Genomic DNA, 13,189 nt, shown 5'->3' on the forward strand with positions numbered 1-13,189 from the left:
AGACTGAGCTGAAATGCAAAAGGGGCGCCTTACGGCGCCCCTTTGTCGTGGAAACTGTCGCTCTGGATCAGACCAAAACAAAATCAAACCGCGCCGTCCACTCTCCGGTCCGTTCGCCTTCATCCTCTTGGACGAAATCAACGATCAGATCGCCTTTCACGCCAAAAACCGTATCGCCCTCAAGATAGGGGTCGCCCGCCACAAATGTATGGGTGATCAACGGCTTATAGCCCTCCGCCACCACGCGAAAATGGGTGTGCGCCGGGCGGAACGGATGCCGCCCGATATGGCCCAGCATTTGCCCAACCGGGCCGTCATCAGGGATCGGATAGGACACCGGCTTGATCCCGTAGAACCAGTAGCGCCCATCGGGCCCGGTTTTAAACACCCCGCGATTGTTCCATTTGGGCTGAATATCGGGCTGTTGCACATCGTAAAAGCCCTCCGCATTGTCGGACCACACGTCAATCACAGCCCCCTCAATCGGAGTGCCGTCGATGTCCAGAATCCGACCTTCAAACAGGCATCGTTCCCCTTTTCCGTCCAGTGAAATGTCAAAGCCCATAGGACGCTCTGGCGCGCCTTCAACGTGAAACGGACCAAACACGGTGGAGGGCGTCGCACCCTTTGGTTTGCGGTTCTGGATCGCGTCAACCAACATCGACACGCCCAAAACATCCGACAGCAGGATGAATTCCTGGCGTTCACCGGAACAAATTTGGCCCGTGCTGGTGAGGAATTCGATCGCCTTGCCCCATTCCTCTTCGGTCAGCTCCACGTCTTTGACAAACGCGTGCAGATGCGCAACCAGCGCGCGCATCACCGTGGCCAACCGCTCCGGCACATCCGTGCCCATACGGCCGTTCACCACCTCTACGGATTTACTCTCTTCAAAATAGCCACTCATATCAGCGTCTCCTCCCAAACTTGGTTATGACTGCGGGGCCTCGCCATGCCAGGCGCGCGTCAACATCGCGCTCAAAGCCGCCTCTTCGAGCGGACGAGGATTGGCATAGGGGCTTTTCAGCGCCACCTGCGCCGCTTTGCCGATCCCACTTTCGGGCATCCCCAGATCGGACAGCGCGCGTGGCGCCCCCAAACGACCGGACAGATCAAAAATTGCCTGTGCCGGATCGGCCCCAAGCACAGATGTCAAACGCGCCATCACCGGAGCAATCGCCGGGGCGTTATAGGCAAGCGAATGCGGCAACATGACCGTATGCGTTTCGGCATGGGGCAAATCAAAACTGCCACCCAGCGTGTGGCAAATCTTGTGGTGCAGAGACATCGCCGCGCTATCAAGACAAAGACCGCAGAGCCACGAACCGTAGAACAATTGAGCGCGGATATCGGCGTCTCGCGGCGCATCCGCGAGCTTTGGCAGCGCCTCGGCCAAAACGCCGATGGCCTCCAGCGCCATGAGGTCGCTGACCGGATTGGCATCCGGGGCATAAAGTGCCTCAACCGCGTGGGCCATGGCGTTTATCCCCGAAAGCCCCGAAAGCCCGACCGGCAGCCCCAGCGTCAAATCGACATCATAAATCACCGTATCGGGACGGATTTTGGCATCGCGACGGGTCACTTTCTGACCACCATCGGTTTCGCCCAAAATGTCGGTCATCTCAGAACCGGAATAGGTCGTCGGCAGGCTGATGTGTGCACAGCCTTGGCGCACCGCAAGCGCTTTGCCCAAACCGATGGTCGACCCGCCGCCGATGGAGACAACCCCATCCGCGCTGCTCTTTTCATAGCTGCGCAGCGCCTCTTTGGTGACCTCTATCGGCGTGTGCATGGCAGCACCGGAAAACTGCGACCAGTTCCGCCCCATGAGCCCCTCAGTCAGATCATCGACGGCGTTTTCTTGATGTGGTGTGGTCAAAATCAGCGGATGCGTGATCCCCAACCGATCGAGTTCATCCCCAAGAGATCGGCGCGCGCCCGACGCAAAAAGGACACGGCGCGGATGAGACAGATAGGTGAAGTCTTTCATGGATTTTCAAACTCTCAGGACGGCAAGTGCACAGAAAAATGCGGCGGGCCTCTTGCCGGACGACCCGCCGCAGTTGGTGTGAGCGCACTACATCATGTTGGGAACGAACAAGACGAGCGCCGGAAACGCGAGGATCAAGATCACGCGCAACACATCCACCAAAAGGAAAGGCCCAAGACCGCGAAAGATCGTGCTGAGCTGCACGTCTTTGACCACGGATTTGAGGACGAAAGCGTTTAGGCCAACGGGCGGGGTGATATAGCTCACCTCAGTGACGATCACGACATAGATGCCAAACCAAATCAGATCGAACCCTTGCGCAGCGACGATGGGATAAAAGATCGGGACGGTGAGCGTGATCATCGACAGGCCCTCAAGGACACAGCCAAGGATCAGGTAAATCACCGTGATGATCCCAATCACCGCCAAAGGGTGATCGCCCACGGAGGTGACCAAGACCTGAATGTCGCGGCTCATCCCGGACAGGTTGACGTAGTTGGCGAATGTGAGCGCGCCAAACAGGATGAAGAACATCATCGCTGTGGTTTTGGCCGTCTCATAAAGGGTGACAAGCGTTTTGGTCACGGTCAGGCGCCCTTGCAACAGCACCAAAAGGAACGCACCCCCAGCCCCCATACCGGCACTTTCCGTTGGGGTGAACACGCCAAAATAAATGCCACCCATGACAAAGGCAAACAGCCCAAGCGCCCCGGCCACCCCTTTGAGGGCGATGACGCGATCCTTAAGCGGAAGCTTGGCCTCAATCGGCAAATCAAACTTGCCAAAATGGACCGAAATCCGAACCGCAAGCGCATATAGGATCACCCCCAAAATGCCCGGAAGGATGCCCGCAAGGAACAGCTTGCCAATGTCTTGCTGGGTCATGATGCCGTAAAACACCAAGATCACGGACGGCGGAATCAGGATGCCCAAGGTGCCCCCCGCCGCGATGGAGGCGGTCGAAAGACTGTCCGGGTAACCAAATTTACGCATGTTCGGCAGGGCGATTTTTGCCATGGTCGACGCGGTCGCCAAGGACGATCCGCAGACCGACGAAAACCCGCCACAGGCCACAACGGTCGCCACGGCCAGCCCGCCCTTGCGATGCCGAAGCCATGCGTAAGCCGCAGAATAGAGATCGCGCGCGATGCCCGATTGCACCACGAAATTCCCCATCATCAAAAACAGCGGCAGAATCGACAGCGAATAGCTGCGGCTGTGTTCGAAATAGGTTTGCCCCAAAAGCGAAAAAGACGGGGACCAGCCAATGATGGCCGCCGTGCCCGCCGTGCCGATCAGAGCCAAGGCAAAGGAAATCGGAACGCCAAGAAACAACAGGATAAAGAGGACAAGCGTCCCGAATTCCCAATAGGCCATAAGTTGAGCCATCATCAGGCCTCCTTTTTCGGGCGATAAAAGACTTCGGCTAGGGTGAGTGCCACCGCGACCCAAGTGAGCGAAGAGGCAAGATACCCGATGGGGGCCACGGGCAGTTCCAATGTCGCAGTGGTGCCGCCATAGCTGGCGACCTGAGCCGCAGTGATCCAAAGACGCCAGGCAATGACGCCAAGCACACCCGCCGACATCAGCAAAATCACAGGTTCACGCAGCCGATTGATCCAATCCGGCAGGCGGTCAATAAAGAGATCGACCGTCACATGTTCCCGGTCAAGGCTCGCCGCCGGGAGACCCAAAAAAATGATCGCGGCCAAGAGCATTTCGGTCAGTTCCGTCGACCCCGGCACCGGCGCATTCACCAAATAGCGCCCCAACACGTCGAAGACGGTCAAGCCCATCATCAGGATCAACAGCACGGCGCAAAGCCAAGCAATCACATGGTGAAAAGGTCGGGCCACCGCGCGCGGCAGCCCATCCTCGTGATGCCCGGCAATGAGTTCGGACAGGTTCATCATTTTTCAGACTCGATTTTAGCGATCTCGGACAGCATCATGTCATAGGCCGCTTGACCATCGACACCCGCTTCTGTGATCTGCGCGATCCGCTCTTCCACAATCGGCGCAAGACGGGTCTTGAGCGCGGCTACCTCCTCGTCAGAGGCAGCTTTGATGGTGATTTTTCCCTCCATCTCAGCCCGACCCTTGGCGTCGGCAGCATTCCACATTTCGCCCGCACGACGCGCGAAAGCTTCGCCCAAAAGAGGTTCGATGAGGGCCTGGTCCTCAGCCGAAATGCTGTTCCATTTGGCTTCATTCATGACCACGAACATGGCGGAATTATAAAGCCCGCCTTTCACGGTGTAGCCATAGTCCAAGATGTCTTCGAGGCTAAAAAAGGTTACTGTTTCAAAGGGAAAGAAAATCCCGTCCGCGACACCTTGGCTCAAAAGCTCATAGGCTTTGGACGACGGGCCTTCGACCGGAACCGCCCCCAGATTGGTCGCAATGTCATGCGCCATAGTGGACCCGATACGGATTTTTTGACCCGACACATCTTCTGCGGTCTCAATGGGTTTGCGCGAGAAAATCTCGCCAGGGCCATGGGTGAACACGGTCAAAACCTTAACGCCGTCGTATTCGCCCGCGTCTTTCAGCATCGCGTCTTGAACCCTCCAAAAGGCAACAGACGTGGCCACGGCATCATCGGAAAGGAACGGCATCTCCCCCAAAACGGAGGTCTTAAACCGACCCGGCGTGTAGCCATGCACCGAATACGTGATGTCGGCGATGCCGTTTTTGGCCAAATCAAACGCCGCGGGGGGCGGGCCAAGCGGAGCGGGCAAGATGTTGATTTTAACGCGACCTTCGGTGACTTTTTCAATGTCCGACGCCCATGGCACGAACAACTCCGCCACTTGCGGATGGGTCGGGGGCAGCCAGCTGTTCATGGTGAGAACCGTGTCGGCAAACGCCGCGCCAGAGAAGAGTGCGATGGTTGTCGCCGTGGCGGCGATCTTTTTAAGTTTCATGTTCATTTTCACATTCCCTATTGGTGCATTTTGATGGTATGACGCCCTTCGCGGGGAGTTCTTTAGTTATTGGAAAAATCACCGCATCATACTGATACATATGTGTTATTCTATAATCCACGCGACGAAAACGGGACTTGGAGAGACCGATAATGACAAAAATAGCGCCCCCCGAAGAGTCCCAAAAACCCGATCATTTCCGTGATACATGGCCCTATTTTTGGATCAACCGGGTCAACGCCTTTTACACGCGCGCACTCGAAAGACGGCTCAAACCCCTGGGTGTCGATGCGCCACGCTGGCGCGTTCTGATCTCGCTGTACCAACAGGACTACATGTCGGTCTCCGAGGTTGCGGATTTTTCCACCCTCAAACTCAACACCACCACAAAGATCGTTCAGCGCATGATCGTCGATGGTTTGGTTGAGACCCGCGTGCGCCCCACGGACGGGCGCGTGACCGAAGTCTGCCTGACCGAAAAGGGTGATGATCTGCGCGCCAAGGCGCTCAATGAGGTTTACCGCATTCGCGACGAAAGTTTTCACAACGTCACGCCCGCAGAGATCAAAACCCTGAACACCATCCTTGAAAAGATCACAACGGATCTCGGCCGGATTATCTGAGTTCAAGGTGAGGTTCACGCCTGCTCCTCCGCCACAAGATGATGGAAATCCCGGCTAAACCACACCAGCCCATGACGCGCTTTGGCGCTCATGCGGACCTCTTCGACCTGACAGAAAAACACCGAATGCGTGCCCTCTTCTTGGCGGCCGGTGATGCGGCAATCGAACGCGACATTGGCATCCGTCAGCATCGGCGCGCCGGTAGGACCCGCCTCCCAATCGCCAAAGGAAAACCGGTCCACGCCTTCGACAAAGCGGGCGAAAATGCCCGAAAGCTCTTGGTGTTCGGCAGCCAAAACATTGACCGCAAGCACGCCGTTTTCCACGAATTTATCATGGGCAAATGCGCGGGTGTTGATGCAGACTAACAGCGTCGGCGGATTGTCCGTGACGGAGCACACAGCCGAAGCGGTGATGCCATGCTTACCCGCCGGGCCGTCGGTGGTGATCAGGTTCACAGCGGCACCAAGGCGGCTCATGCCTTCGCGAAAATCCTGTTGGGTTTGAGTCAAATCCATCATCATCCCCTTAAATATCCAGCACCAGTTTTGGACCTTTGGCCCGCGAGCAACAGACGCACATCACGTCGCCATCTTCGCGTTCCTCTTCGGTCAAAAACTGATCGCGGTGATCAATCTCGCCCTCAAGAACATCCGTCAGACAGGTGCCACAAACACCCTCTTCGCATTTGACTTCGACCTTGATGCCCGCACGCGCCAGAGCTTTGGCGATGGTGTCATCGGACCCGACGGTCAGCGTCACGCCACTTTCGCGGCACTCGACTTCAAAGCTATCGCCCGAGAGGTCCACATCCGCCGAGAAATATTCGCGATGCACATTGGCACTGGCATGGCCGGCGGCTTCCGCCGTTTCGATGACCCAATCCATGAACCCTTGCGGGCCACAGACATAAAGATGGGTCGCCGCAGACGGCGCGGGAAGATCACGCGTGAGATCAAGCCGTTGTGCGGGGTCTTGGTCGTCAAAGTGAAACACCACCTTGTCGGCAAACCCACAGCTCTCAAGCGCGTCGCGAAAGGCCGTCACATCCGCCGAGCGGGTACAATAATGCAGTGTGAAGTCCTTACCGATGGCGTGCAACCGCTTGGCCATGGCGATCATCGGCGTGATGCCAATGCCCCCTCCCAAAAGCACGGTGGTCTGGGCCGTTTCATCCAACGGAAAGTGATTGCGCGGACCTTCAACGGTGAACACCGCGCCCTCCACAGCCGTTTCATGGACTTTAAGCGAACCACCGCGACTGTTCGGGTCTTTGAGAACCCCGATTTCGTAAAACCCGGTTTCCGCAGGATCGGAGCAGAGCGAATATTGCCGCCACATATCGAGGTCAGGCAAATAGAGATCAAGATGCGCACCAGCCGCAAACGGGAGAATGTCCCCGCCGTTTTCCGGCACGAACCGAATGCGGGAAATCCCGCCACGGTCATCCATTCGGGCGCTGACCTTTAGCTTTTGTGCGTTGTTTTCGGTCATCATTACCTCACATACAGCCCGCCATTGACGTCCCAACAGGCGCCGTTGACAAAGCCCGCATCGGGGCCCGCCAACATGACAACCATCTTGGCAACAAAGTCGGGATCGCCGAGTTTTTTGACCGGGATGCCCGCAATGGCGTTGTCGATAGTGTCGCCCAAAACCGCGCGCACCATTGGCGTGTCCATCGGACCCGGCGCGATGGCATTGCAGGTCACGCCAAACGGCGCGAGATCGCGGGCAAAGATTTTGGTCAGCGTCAGGATCGCACCTTTGGAGGCGGCATAATGCGCGCCCGTGGCGGTGCCGCCGTTTTGACCGGCCAAAGAGGCCATATTGATCATACGACCGTAGCCTTGCGCTTTGAAATAGCGGCCAAAAATCTGGCAGCCCGCAAAAGTACCGCCAGCGTTTGTCGCCATGACCTCGTTGAAAAATGCGGGATCAATGTCGAGCACATTTTGCACAGCGGTGCGCGCGGCGTTGTTGACCAGGACCTCGACCGAGCCATAGCGTTCGATACATTTGTCGAGCACGGTTTGGAAATCCTCAGGCTTGGAAACATCCAATGTCGCGGTGATCGCGGTGTCCCCAGCAAGGTCCAATTCGGAGGCCAAGGCTTTGGCCTCCTCACCGGGATTTACGTCGGTAATGATCACACGGTAGCCCGCCTTGTGCAGTGCCCGGACCGCCTGCGCGCCAAAACCACGCGCGCCGCCCGTGACCACTGCGGTCGAGATTTTTTCTGGAAGAGGCGCGCTCATCAGAACAGATAGCTGAACGAATTCAGCATCCCATCAGAGTTCAAAAGACGGATGATCTTTTGGTGCAATTTGAACCCGCCCTCGGTGGATTTGAGAGTGTATGCGATATTGCCCGCCCAAGTACGTTGGCGGCCAAATTTGTCCTCGATCACATGCTCGGCGCAGGTCACGGTGACCAAGTCGCCTTCTGTGCCCTCGATCCGAAACCGCGACAACGTGCGCACCGTCAAAGCGGGTGGCGCGGACGAGATGGAGAACCCTTGGTGAAAACGACCAATGCGATCTTTGCGCATTTTGGCGTTGTCATAACACAGGTTGACGCTGTTTTGGAAATCCACCGTGTCGCCGATCGGCATGATGTAGAGGCCGTCATCGGTCCACAGGTCGAGCCACTCGTCATATTCGCGCGCGTCCAGCATCGCGCCTTCGGCCCAGATGAAAGCTGTGACATCGGCCAACAGGGATTTGGTGTCGATTTTGCTCATCTCAGTCATTGTGCCATCAAGCCTTTCCACATTTTGTAAGCGGCACGCATGCCGGTCTCAGCGGAGATGTGACCACGCGGACCATTCGGCCCGTCGACCTCATCGACCATGCCGCGGTTCACGAGGATCTTGAGGTCTTCGCCGCCTTTGGTGCCGCGCTGAATGCGCTCCCACACTTCGGCGTCATCCGGCGAGCCAAAGCCCATCGGCCCTTGGAAATGCTCGTGCAGACGAATCCGCGCTTGGTTGGCGGCATCCGGGCCGCCGTCCATGCCGATGGCGATGTGACGAATGTCGGTTTGCTCAACCGAGATCGGCGTAAGCACACGAAAGAACGCCAAGGAGAAGGACACGTTGGGGAAAAGGTTGAGGTTGAACCCCGCCCCGCCCACGGCGCGGACGATTTTCTTGACCTGATCCTCGGGATAGCCTTCGTCACGGATTTCTTGTGCCAGCTCTTCAAAACGGGCCGGGATCGGTGCGCCGAGGTTGGCGTCGAGGTCTTCAAGCTCCGGGATCATCATCATGATCGAGTGACCATTGCCCAGATCCTCAACCCAGCCTTTGCCCTTGTCGAGAAAGTCGAACATCTCTTCGGTCTGGCCGTCGAGCGTTTGCATAAAGCTCTTGTGCACGACCGGGAAATGATAGGCGTCGGTGGTGTTTTCCAACTGCACTTTCCAGTTCATCGGCACGGTGAACTGATGCTCGCCCAACACTTTGACCGGGAAGCCACCGCCCTGTTTCATGAACAGGTCGATGTAGCGACACACGGCCTCGCCCAGAAACTCTTCGAGCGGTTCCATGTCCTCTTTGAAGGTCGCAAAGACCATGCCGTTGTAGGATTCGGTGCGCAGTTTCAACAGACCATGCTGAGCCTTGTCGAAATCATCGCCGTACTGTTCCGGGTAAGGCAGCGCGCGCAAAGAGCCGTCAAGCCCGTAGCCCCAGCCGTGATACGGGCATTGGAACGACGAGGTCTTGCCCTTTTTGACTTCGCACACGGTGGCGGCCCGGTGACGACACCGGTTGACCATGCAATGGATTTTTCCCTTGCGGTCGCGCACCACGATCACCGGCTCAAGACCGACGTTGGAGAGTTTGAACGAGCCTTTGTCAGGGAATTCGCTTTCATGTGCGATCCAGACCCAGGTGTTTTTGAAAATCTTTTCCATCTCTTCGTCAAAGAGATCAGGATCTTCGTACATGGCGGTTCCGACCAGCGCATTCTCTTCGTCGTAGAGTGCGTCAAGGTCACTGAACTTTGGCATATCAAGAGACATGTTAGCTCCTTCTCAGTGGCATCAGGATGGCGTCGAAACCGCGCACCCCGGAAAATTAAAGTTGCGGGATTTCCAAAGCGCGGCCCATGCGCGCCTCGACGGTCATGTATTTCCAAAGGCGGTCATTGCCCTCACCCACCACGATGGTGCGCAACAGGTTACACGCGGCTTGAACGTCTTCGCGGGTCGGGAAATCACAGAGCATGTACCATGTGAATGGAAAGCCAGAGGAAGCCCCCACCATGGTCTGATCGTCGTCAAACGTCCCGACGATTTCGACGCCCTCCATCTGGTCAATGCCGGACATCAACTCTTGGGTGGCTTTCCAAACCGGGCCGATTTGGTCAAACGGCAGGCTGAAAAATGTCGGATGGTTGTTAAAGCACAACAGAGTGCGGATCGGCTTTTGGTCGCTCATGGGGTCGTCCTCTTTCGGGAATATTTCGTGCAATCAGTTGGGTGTTTTAGGGGTAGCCAGGCATGGTCGGTTGGTCGAAAAAACCGGCCCCCGCGGCGGTCCAGGTGCCTTCGCCCATAAAGGCGTGTTGCGCGACACAAGCCGCGTCCACCATGCAACGGCCCAAGGTATGGCCGGTTTCCATCACGCCCGAGCCGCCGATGACAAAGGCAATACGGGCCGCCTCTGCGCCATCGCGGGCGGCTTTTGTGGCGACCAGACGCAGGCGAATTTTCATGTCCTGCGACACATCTCCGGTGGTCTTGAGTTGCTCCCAAGCCGCCTCAATCGTGTCGTAAAACGCGGCGCGTGCGCCCATCAAGATGCCCTGCGCCTTAGCGAATTCGGCCTGCACATAAGGACGTGCGCCCGGGTTCGGTGCGCCGGTAATCGAGGCACGCTCGGCAGCGTCTTTCACCAAGAAATCAAGTGCTTCGCGTGCGGCGCCCAAGGCCACGACGGCCAAAACCTGTGACGCCAAAGCCATCGCCGGGTATTTGAAAATCAGATCGTCCATCTCGGGTTTGCCGCCGCGGATAAAGGTCCACTCAGGGGCAACCACGACATCTTCGACCACCGCGTCATGCGATCCGGTCGCAGACAAGCCAATGGTGTTCCATGTCTCATCGACAAACACCTTGTTGCGGGGCAGCACGGCCACACGAGGCAGCGGTGTGTCATCGCCTTCGACCTTGATGCCCGCGCCAACCAGCGAGGCCCCCATGATGCCAGAGCACCACGGCCAGCGGCCTTTGACCCTGAACCCGCCATCGACTTTGTCGGCTTTTTGCGGCGGGAACATTGCGCCCGCGAACACGGTGTTTGGGTCTTTGCCGTAGATTTCCGCATAGGTCTGCGACGGCAACGCCGCCAAATAGGTGGCGGAGACACCAAAACTTGCAACCCAGCCGGTGGAGGCATCCGCGGCAGAGACGTCTTCGATCAGACGGCAAAACTCGGCGGGGGTTTTCTCATCGCCGCCAAACCGGGCGGGCACAAAAGAACGATAGACGCCAATGTGTTGCAGCCGCTCCACCACATCCAGCGGCACATGGCGCAGCTGAGTAAACTCGGCCCGACGGGCACGGATTTCATCTAAGACGGAGATGTAGAGCGCATCATTTGCCTGATTTGTGGAGAGTTTGGACAGTGAGGTCATTGGCTTTGGTCCTTTGACTGAAAATCGGGAACACAGGAGACGATCCAACGCGCAATCGCGCAAAGTCGGGCCTCTTCGCCTTTACGCCCAACCAATTGCAGCCCGATGGGCAAGCCGGAGTTGGTGCGCGCGGGCAAGGTGATGGCGGGGTGGCCGCTGAGGTTAAACGGACGCAAAAAACGCGTCAGCGGCAGAATGGTTTGTGGATCTTGCGCCTCGCTCAGCGTCGGCGGAATCACCGGCAAAGCCGGCGTCACAAGCGCGTCATACTGTTCCAAAAGCGCGTCCACTTCGGCGGTAAACGCGGTGCGCACTGCTTCGGCCTCGGCCAATTGCGCCTCGGTCACGTGGCGTGCCGCCGTCAGGCGCTTGTGAATATCCGCGCCAAGCGGCGCGCCTTCGTCGAGCAAATGCCCAAACGCGGCGGCGGTCTCATAGGAAATCACCGTCATTCCAGCCTGAAACGCCGCTTCAAAATGGGGGAGGCACTCATAGCCCATGCCCGGATAGGCATCCATCAAGGCATAGACCAAAGGGTCCCCCACTTCGGCCACGGGATCAGATTTGATTCGAGTCAATTTGGGAGCATTGACAAGGGTTTCGGGGGTGAAGGTCGGGTCCATTGCCGCCATCGCGGTCTCGATCATATCCATGTCGCGGGCGAAGGCCCCGACACAATCAAGCGAGCTGTTCTTGGGCGACAGACCCTTGCGGCTGATCCGGCCAAAGGTGGGCTTGATCCCGATCACACCACAGCAAATCGCAGGCTGGCGCACCGATCCGCCGGTATCCGTGCCAATAGCAAAATCGCATAGGCCCGAGGCCACGGCGGCGGCGGACCCGGACGACGACCCGCCGGGAATGCGGTCCGGCCAATTGGGGTTCACCGGGGTGCCGTGAAAGCCATTCACGCCCGTCATTCCAAAGGCCAGTTCGTGCATATTGGCTTTGCCGATGATCCGGCATCCGGCCGTCAGAAGGGCGTCGACCACAACGGCGTTTTCAAGGGCTGGCGCGGCAGAAGCAAAGGCTTCCGAGCCACAGCCCGTCACTGTGCCGGCAATGTCGATGCAATCTTTGATCACGACGGTTGGCCCAGTGCCGCCCATAGACAGCTCTTGGACCAGCGCGTGAGAGCTGGTGGCGTGTGCGTTCATTTTCTGGTCCCTGTTTGGGCTTTGACGTCATCTGGCGTGACGCTGTTACAGTAATCTTCACGTATTTACGTCACAGGTCAAGTGAAAGATGAAACAATTTCTTTGCGCATTTATGGAGAGTGCTGTAAAACCTATTTACGGTAATTTTACTGCTTTAATTGCAGGCAACACTCCTCCGCAAAGCTCAATTTTTGCCCGAGGTTTGTCTCAAAATCCAAGGCGCGACACAGCGCCGAACCGAAAGGACGCACATGACCGACTCTGACACCATCGCCGCCCTCACCAAACGGCTTGAACTGCTCGAAGCCGAGGCTGAAGTCCGCCGCGTACAATCCCGCTATATGTTTCTTTGCGACACGCCGATGCCCGAATATGGCGTCAAAGATGATGCAGAACGCATTGATTTAATTATGGGACTCTTCTCTGAAGAAGCCGTTTGGGAAGGCGTTGGCGAATATTACACCGGACAGTTTGGCCGCGCCGAAGGCAAAGCCGCCGTGCGCAAACACTTCGAAGGGTTCTGGGGCGGCAAAACCGATCCGGCGCTGATTCTCAACTGTCACTACCTGACCTCGGAACAGATCAACGTGGCCTCCGACGGCCTGACTGCAACGGGTCAATGGGTCCATATGCAGCCTTGGCTGTTCTCCGACGGCAAAGCGCTTTTGCGTTCTTCGCGCCTGTTTAATGCGTTCAAAAAATGTGACGATGGCACGTGGCGTTACACCCGCAACCGCACGGAAAACGTCTTTGTTGCGCCGCTTCCTGCCACTTGGGCCTCGGATTATCCCTCTGCCTCGGTTTTGATGAAACCGTGAAATCACAGCGACTCACACGCGAAAGGGCGCCCC

At 57.3% G+C, this 13,189-nt stretch carries 15 protein-coding genes; 2 read left to right on the forward strand and 13 right to left on the reverse strand.

Annotation, left to right across the window (positions count from 1 at the left end):
- Positions 1-67: 67 nt before the first annotated feature.
- From B30_RS16010 to B30_RS16030, 5 genes are all read right to left on the reverse strand, one after another.
- Positions 68-907 (reverse strand): intradiol ring-cleavage dioxygenase, encoded by an 840-nt coding sequence (locus B30_RS16010; protein ID WP_009573182.1) that lies wholly within the window; start codon positions 905-907, stop codon positions 68-70.
- Positions 908-931: 24 nt separating this feature from the next.
- Entirely contained in the window at positions 932-1,990 is a 1,059-nt protein-coding gene (locus B30_RS16015) for a maleylacetate reductase (protein WP_009573183.1), read from the reverse strand.
- 87 nt (positions 1,991-2,077) lie between these two features.
- A complete protein-coding gene (locus B30_RS16020) occupies positions 2,078-3,367 on the reverse strand; it encodes a TRAP transporter large permease (protein ID WP_040402787.1) in 1,290 nt (429 codons plus the stop codon).
- A gap of 14 nt (positions 3,368-3,381) precedes the next feature.
- On the reverse strand, positions 3,382-3,903 hold the full coding sequence (locus B30_RS16025) for a TRAP transporter small permease (protein WP_232616933.1): 522 nt from the start codon (positions 3,901-3,903) through the stop codon (positions 3,382-3,384).
- Positions 3,900-4,922: a TRAP transporter substrate-binding protein gene (locus B30_RS16030; RefSeq protein ID WP_009573186.1), complete on the reverse strand. Its 1,023-nt coding sequence runs from the start codon at positions 4,920-4,922 to the stop codon at positions 3,900-3,902. Before B30_RS16030 ends, B30_RS16025 begins: the two co-directional genes overlap by 4 nt.
- Before the next feature lie 146 nt (positions 4,923-5,068).
- Here B30_RS16030 and B30_RS16035 point away from each other — a divergent pair, with 146 nt between their 5' ends.
- A complete protein-coding gene (locus tag B30_RS16035) occupies positions 5,069-5,539 on the forward strand; it encodes a MarR family winged helix-turn-helix transcriptional regulator (RefSeq protein ID WP_009573187.1) in 471 nt (156 codons plus the stop codon).
- A 14-nt stretch (positions 5,540-5,553) separates the two neighbouring features.
- On the opposite strand, the gene B30_RS16040 is transcribed toward B30_RS16035, so the two are convergent.
- The 8 genes from B30_RS16040 to B30_RS16075 are packed head-to-tail and all read right to left on the reverse strand — an operon-like array spanning position 5,554 to position 12,338.
- Positions 5,554-6,057 (reverse strand): flavin reductase, encoded by a 504-nt coding sequence (locus B30_RS16040; RefSeq protein ID WP_009573188.1) that lies wholly within the window; start codon positions 6,055-6,057, stop codon positions 5,554-5,556.
- A 10-nt stretch (positions 6,058-6,067) separates the two neighbouring features.
- Positions 6,068-7,033: a PDR/VanB family oxidoreductase gene (locus B30_RS16045; protein WP_226946234.1), complete on the reverse strand. Its 966-nt coding sequence runs from the start codon at positions 7,031-7,033 to the stop codon at positions 6,068-6,070.
- A gap of 2 nt (positions 7,034-7,035) precedes the next feature.
- The gene (locus B30_RS16050) at positions 7,036-7,797 is read right to left on the reverse strand and encodes an SDR family NAD(P)-dependent oxidoreductase (RefSeq protein WP_009573190.1); all 762 of its coding nucleotides are present in this window, start codon (positions 7,795-7,797) and stop codon (positions 7,036-7,038) included.
- The gene (locus B30_RS16055; protein WP_009573191.1) at positions 7,797-8,291 is read right to left on the reverse strand and encodes an aromatic-ring-hydroxylating dioxygenase subunit beta; all 495 of its coding nucleotides are present in this window, start codon (positions 8,289-8,291) and stop codon (positions 7,797-7,799) included. Before B30_RS16055 ends, B30_RS16050 begins: the two co-directional genes overlap by 1 nt.
- On the reverse strand, positions 8,288-9,565 hold the full coding sequence (locus B30_RS16060; RefSeq protein ID WP_009573192.1) for an aromatic ring-hydroxylating oxygenase subunit alpha: 1,278 nt from the start codon (positions 9,563-9,565) through the stop codon (positions 8,288-8,290). Before B30_RS16060 ends, B30_RS16055 begins: the two co-directional genes overlap by 4 nt.
- Positions 9,566-9,620: 55 nt before the next feature.
- Positions 9,621-9,983, reverse strand: a complete 363-nt coding sequence (locus B30_RS16065) for a hypothetical protein (RefSeq protein ID WP_009573193.1) — start codon at positions 9,981-9,983, stop codon at positions 9,621-9,623.
- Positions 9,984-10,029: 46 nt separating this feature from the next.
- Positions 10,030-11,181 (reverse strand): acyl-CoA dehydrogenase, encoded by a 1,152-nt coding sequence (locus B30_RS16070; protein WP_009573194.1) that lies wholly within the window; start codon positions 11,179-11,181, stop codon positions 10,030-10,032.
- Complete coding sequence (locus B30_RS16075; RefSeq protein WP_009573195.1) at positions 11,178-12,338, reverse strand: amidase; 1,161 nt, start codon at positions 12,336-12,338, stop codon at positions 11,178-11,180. Before B30_RS16075 ends, B30_RS16070 begins: the two co-directional genes overlap by 4 nt.
- Before the next feature lie 251 nt (positions 12,339-12,589).
- Here B30_RS16075 and B30_RS16080 point away from each other — a divergent pair, with 251 nt between their 5' ends.
- Positions 12,590-13,156, forward strand: coding sequence for a nuclear transport factor 2 family protein (locus tag B30_RS16080; protein WP_009573196.1), 567 nt, complete (start codon positions 12,590-12,592; stop codon positions 13,154-13,156).
- Positions 13,157-13,189 lie beyond the last annotated feature (33 nt).

The sequence above is a fragment of the Celeribacter baekdonensis B30 genome (assembly GCF_000299875.1).
GTDB classification, from domain to species: domain Bacteria; phylum Pseudomonadota; class Alphaproteobacteria; order Rhodobacterales; family Rhodobacteraceae; genus Celeribacter; species Celeribacter baekdonensis_A.

Coding starts and splice junctions, on each gene's coding strand:
- B30_RS16010 (WP_009573182.1), bottom strand. CDS start 907: ATGAGTGGCTATTTTGAAGAGAGTAAATCCGTAGAGGTGGTGAACGGC.
- B30_RS16015 (WP_009573183.1), bottom strand. CDS start 1,990: ATGAAAGACTTCACCTATCTGTCTCATCCGCGCCGTGTCCTTTTTGCG.
- B30_RS16020 (WP_040402787.1), bottom strand. CDS start 3,367: ATGGCCTATTGGGAATTCGGGACGCTTGTCCTCTTTATCCTGTTGTTT.
- B30_RS16025 (WP_232616933.1), bottom strand. CDS start 3,903: ATGATGAACCTGTCCGAACTCATTGCCGGGCATCACGAGGATGGGCTG.
- B30_RS16030 (WP_009573186.1), bottom strand. CDS start 4,922: ATGAACATGAAACTTAAAAAGATCGCCGCCACGGCGACAACCATCGCA.
- B30_RS16035 (WP_009573187.1), top strand. CDS start 5,069: ATGACAAAAATAGCGCCCCCCGAAGAGTCCCAAAAACCCGATCATTTC.
- B30_RS16040 (WP_009573188.1), bottom strand. CDS start 6,057: ATGGATTTGACTCAAACCCAACAGGATTTTCGCGAAGGCATGAGCCGC.
- B30_RS16045 (WP_226946234.1), bottom strand. CDS start 7,033: ATGACCGAAAACAACGCACAAAAGCTAAAGGTCAGCGCCCGAATGGAT.
- B30_RS16050 (WP_009573190.1), bottom strand. CDS start 7,797: ATGAGCGCGCCTCTTCCAGAAAAAATCTCGACCGCAGTGGTCACGGGC.
- B30_RS16055 (WP_009573191.1), bottom strand. CDS start 8,291: ATGACTGAGATGAGCAAAATCGACACCAAATCCCTGTTGGCCGATGTC.
- B30_RS16060 (WP_009573192.1), bottom strand. CDS start 9,565: ATGTCTCTTGATATGCCAAAGTTCAGTGACCTTGACGCACTCTACGAC.
- B30_RS16065 (WP_009573193.1), bottom strand. CDS start 9,983: ATGAGCGACCAAAAGCCGATCCGCACTCTGTTGTGCTTTAACAACCAT.
- B30_RS16070 (WP_009573194.1), bottom strand. CDS start 11,181: ATGACCTCACTGTCCAAACTCTCCACAAATCAGGCAAATGATGCGCTC.
- B30_RS16075 (WP_009573195.1), bottom strand. CDS start 12,338: ATGAACGCACACGCCACCAGCTCTCACGCGCTGGTCCAAGAGCTGTCT.
- B30_RS16080 (WP_009573196.1), top strand. CDS start 12,590: ATGACCGACTCTGACACCATCGCCGCCCTCACCAAACGGCTTGAACTG.